Source organism: Pseudomonas asuensis, from assembly GCF_014646755.1.
Lineage (GTDB): Bacteria > Pseudomonadota > Gammaproteobacteria > Pseudomonadales > Pseudomonadaceae > Chryseomonas > Chryseomonas asuensis.
On the sequence record NZ_BMNW01000041.1, the window covers coordinates 1 to 4,228 of the forward strand.

At 50.3% G+C, this 4,228-nt stretch carries 4 protein-coding genes; 1 reads left to right on the forward strand and 3 read right to left on the reverse strand.

Features of this window, described 5'->3' with window-relative positions:
- The first annotated feature begins 332 nt into the window (after positions 1–332).
- On the forward strand, positions 333–761 hold the full coding sequence (locus IEX86_RS24355) for a helix-turn-helix domain-containing protein (RefSeq protein WP_188868733.1): 429 nt from the start codon (positions 333–335) through the stop codon (positions 759–761).
- Between the two features lie 586 nt (positions 762–1,347).
- Here IEX86_RS24355 and IEX86_RS24360 read toward each other — a convergent pair.
- From IEX86_RS24360 to IEX86_RS24370, 3 genes are all read right to left on the reverse strand, one after another.
- Complete coding sequence (locus IEX86_RS24360) at positions 1,348–2,187, reverse strand: hypothetical protein (RefSeq protein ID WP_188868734.1); 840 nt, start codon at positions 2,185–2,187, stop codon at positions 1,348–1,350.
- 356 nt (positions 2,188–2,543) lie between these two features.
- Complete coding sequence (locus tag IEX86_RS24365) at positions 2,544–2,882, reverse strand: hypothetical protein (RefSeq protein ID WP_074830175.1); 339 nt, start codon at positions 2,880–2,882, stop codon at positions 2,544–2,546.
- Positions 2,873–3,523 (reverse strand): AAA family ATPase, encoded by a 651-nt coding sequence (locus IEX86_RS24370; RefSeq protein WP_074830177.1) that lies wholly within the window; start codon positions 3,521–3,523, stop codon positions 2,873–2,875. Before IEX86_RS24370 ends, IEX86_RS24365 begins: the two co-directional genes overlap by 10 nt.
- Between the last annotated feature and the right edge of the window lie 705 nt (positions 3,524–4,228).

Here is a 4,228-nt window from a genome sequence, read left to right on the forward strand (position 1 = left end):
GCTGCTGAGAGACGTTGAGAAAGCATGGTTTAGCCTCAGGGCTACTAGCGGAGCAAATATTCTAGACATTCGCGTGATAGAGCTAAGTGGTTAGGCTGGCTATCCGGTTCCCTCAAGGCAGGTTAGAGACGTAATTGGATGTTATCATTAAGGTGTACCCCAGCGATTACACTAAAAAGCCAGTGTCCAGGTGTAGCGATAAGTAGCCAGATCGACTTAAACGGCTACACCGCCTTTTTGCTACCTCTAACGACTATACAAGCCCCATGCTGATTTACTTATCAGCCTCGATACTGTTCGAATAGCAGTCTCATGAGTTGTAGAAGAGCACCATGCAAGCGATAGCAAAACTTCCTGACGCCACCCGGCAAACCCTCAAGGTCGAAGGCCTGAAAGATGCCTGCAGGCAGGCCTGGAGGTTGGGTGCCGAAAACCTGATCTGCATGAATGAAGAAACGTGGACGTTTACTCGAGCCGACTTGCTGGAAATGATTGGCCTGAGTAGAGCTGGGTTATTTGCGCCGTATTCTGATACCTGGAAAGCGCCTACTCCAGAAGAGCTCAAGGAGATGATGCGCCTGATGGATCTCTCTACATCCAAAGTTGGGCGGCTACTAGGTATAGATCCCAGCAGGGTCCGTAGATGGACAACTGTAGGGGATGAGGTGCCTTATGCACTGTGGCGACTGTTATCTATCTATGCCGGCATCGTAGAGCCCAATCTGACGGAAGATTTAAGCGGTCTGCTAACCAGGCTGTAGGTAATCTAGCCAATCACCATTCTTGTAACGCTGTGGCGTCAAGGGAAATGGCGGGGGGCCCCGGCTCTGCTGGGGTTCCACGTCCGCAGGACCGGCCAACGGCCGTATTTCCCTTGACGCCACGACCTTAAGAGAGAGCCTTGCGAGTGGGGATGGTGACGGCTCTTTGTCATCATCCCCCGAGCGTTCGGGGCGATCCCCGACGGGGATGACAAGGGCGCGTAGCCCTTGGTGTTAGAGATGTGGGTCCAGGGGGATTATCCCCCTGGTCGCCGAAGGCATTAGGGACCCCACCACGCAGGGCGTGGAAGTTGGGGATCCTTTTAGAATAGTGTGGTCATGAGAAGTGCTTTAGATCTGCACTGTTTCTAAAGGCTTTCTTACAGCAAAGCTGTGGTACCACTCGACCTGAAATTTTGCAGAAAGCCTCAAGAACAGATGAGGCACTTAAGAGCCTTTCGCATTTTTTGCTCAATTACGATGTAAATGGCGTCCTATGCAGCAGAGAAAGGGCTACTCAGAGGCGCGCTAAAGGCGTTTTCAGCGTGATTTGCCTGGGTTGGCAATAGGAGACCAGGCCGAGCGGTCAGCCGGCTTGTTGGCGAAGCAGTGTGAGGATGTCCTGATCGGACAGGTCGGGGTATTGAGCCTTTAGCTCAAGCAGCGATACCGCTTGTTGTCTCCGCTCGGCTACGCTGAGCGCTGCGTATTGGGCAGCCAGTACCCTCCCCTCTCGGGCTTGAGCGGCGCGTTTGCGTTGCTGCTTCTGGTGATGATAGATCAGCGCCTGGAGCGCTTCCATCTGCTGTCGCTGTTTGACGGCGTCCAGCTTGCGGGTGCGTTCGTTCTTTTTGCGGGTGCGGGCGGCCGACAGGAGATGGCCAAGCCCCAGATCGATAAACAGCCGCGGTCGTAAATGGATCATGGTGCGTGTCATCCAGCGCACCCCATCTTTGAACAGGCGGCGCTGCTTACGCCCTATATAGCCCGCCTCTTCGAGCGCTTTAAGTGTGCGAGAGACACGACAATCTGTCAGACCACCATCATCGACCAGGCGACGTTGCCGGTTCAAACGGAAGTCACCGTTGCTGTCCATCCAGCCCAGAACCAGTGTGGCCAGATCAACTCGTGACATGAGCGACTCAGCGATGGCGGCCAGGGCGTCCCAGCGTTGCTGTTTGGTGCGGCAACCACTTTTATGAATCCGGTCCAGACGCCAGAGCCAGGTGCCTGCCCGCGTCTTACATTCGGTACGGATACGTCGTGCGGCTTCGCCCAGGAAAGTTTGGGCCTGCTTTTCGGAAAGCTTGCCGGGGTTACGAGAGGTGATCTTTGAGGACGAGGATGGCTTGCCGGCAAAAGGCGCGTAAAAGCCTGAGCCTGGAGCATCATGCTGTCGCTGTAGCGTGCCCTGTTTTAACGCCATGACTCACCGCCCCGCCGGCGGTGAGCATACGATAAATGGCACATTTTCTGGTTGCGCAGGCACGCAGTGAAAGCCATAATCTGCTCACTGTGTGTTGAGTAGCGCGCGATCCGCCAAGAAAACTCGCTACTCAATATCTTTTTCAAAGCCCCGGCCTACAAGCCGGGGCTTTTTTATTTGTATTTGTAATGGCTACTTAATCGATACAGGTCCTCATGAACCTTCAGCCAATGGAAATTGGAGGCGGAATTAGCACACCAAATTCTTTGGTACAACAGTCGATTAGCTCGGCTGTAGCCCAGTCATGATGCGGGGTACAGCTTGCCTTAGCGAATAACTTATATAAGTTATTTAACTTATGTAACATTTTCGTTCTTTGCTTTCTCTAGGAGAGCTAGGACTTCTGCCTGTTCTAGCTGGGATAGAGCCAAAATCCCAGCCCTCACAACGTCACTTCTTGAAACTCTAAAATCTCTTGGAAGCAACGATAATTTATCGATGTCTTTGTTTACCTTTTTGGAAAGGCTAAAGGTTGTACGGACAAAGACCGCTTGCGATTTCTTTTTCTTTTTAGGTACAGCAGGAGCCGTCGAGACAGGCGCACCAGAGATGAACGCCTCTGCTGCTTCATCGCTACCTAATTTTTCGTCTTTAACAAGAGGGACTGCTGGCTTCCTTAAGTCTTTTAGGCCCATGACTGGTTACCCCATAGCTCTCTTGCCAGGCTTTCAATTTCTTCTACTGCTTTTGTGTCATTGCATGACTCCAGCACAGAGCTTCCATTCTCATCAGCATCGTCATAAACATTCCTGGCAGTTGTGATTGCTTGTAGAGGCTCGATACCAAATGAAGAGCAAGCATCCTTCGCATCAAGAATTCTTTGCACCTGGCTAGGAAGTGAGGGAGCTTGGGTAATCACAGCCCGAACTGTTAGGTTTGGGTTCACTGCGATAGCTAGCCGGGCTAGGTTTTCAACCTTAGGCAAAGTCTTTAAATCTCTTCGCTTGGGACGAAACGGAATCAGCATATGCGTAGCTACGGTCATCGCAGATCTAAGAGCTTCAGAATCTGCTCCACCTGCATCAACTACGATTTGCCTATAGCGACGTCGAAGATCCATCAAGGTTTGCCTTATATTCCCGTGTGCTTGAACTACAGGAATAGCTGGTAGATCACCTGCATTTTGCCTTTCAGCAGCCCAATCTGCTGTAGTACCTTGAGGGTCTGCATCTAGCAGTAAAACGTCGCCGCCTTGAGCCTGTAACCATACAGCTAAATTTTGTGCCAAGCAGCTCTTTCCACTTCCACCTTTTTCCCCACCAAGCAAAAGGATCATCGAAGCATCCATTCTCAAGCCCTTCATTATGTAAGTTACGTAAGAATACACTAAGGCATAACTTATGTAACTTATTTCAGTCCTTCTCTCTGAAAACCTTGGTGGAGGAAGAGGCTACGCAGAAACGTGCCGCATTTAGAGCCGCGAACAAGGCCCATTTCTGGTTAGCTGATATAGGCAAGCACAAGCTTGATACTCACTGAAATTTCCTACCCCTGCTCGCCGCCTACGCTCATTGTTGAGGTTTGTTAGCTGCTCTTAATTCCGGATATTAAATCGATGAATTGGCAGAGCTCATAAGCCCTAAGAAATTACATAACTTAAGCAACATGCATAACTTACTTAAGTTATGCATGTTGCTTATCTTCAGAAAAGGCTATGGGGGTGCGGCTGTCTATGCTTTTCGCTGTGTCTGGCATTTTGACTGCGTCAAAACAGCAGCCTCGATAGCTAAGTTTTTCCAGCTGCCTAGCATGCATGTGAACCTTTGACAGGTACGCTTCAACACAATCTCAGAAAGGCAATGACCGCTTAAGTTAAGTAACTTACGTAAGCTATTTAACTTGCGTAAGTTACTCTTGCGAAAAAGAAGATAAAGCCACTTCGCGTAATGCGTATTGAGTTAAATAACCAAGTAGGGCCCACCACACCTGTAGAAGCTTCAGCTAGTAATCTAGGTATAGCTAAGGGCTTACACGGCATAGC

What these genes read in the sequence shown, in the direction of transcription:
- IEX86_RS24355 (WP_188868733.1), top strand. Translation starts at nt 333, where the DNA reads ATGCAAGCGATAGCAAAACTTCCTGACGCCACCCGGCAAACCCTCAAG.
- IEX86_RS24360 (WP_188868734.1), bottom strand. Translation starts at nt 2,187, where the DNA reads ATGGCGTTAAAACAGGGCACGCTACAGCGACAGCATGATGCTCCAGGC.
- IEX86_RS24365 (WP_074830175.1), bottom strand. Translation starts at nt 2,882, where the DNA reads ATGGGCCTAAAAGACTTAAGGAAGCCAGCAGTCCCTCTTGTTAAAGAC.
- IEX86_RS24370 (WP_074830177.1), bottom strand. Translation starts at nt 3,523, where the DNA reads ATGATCCTTTTGCTTGGTGGGGAAAAAGGTGGAAGTGGAAAGAGCTGC.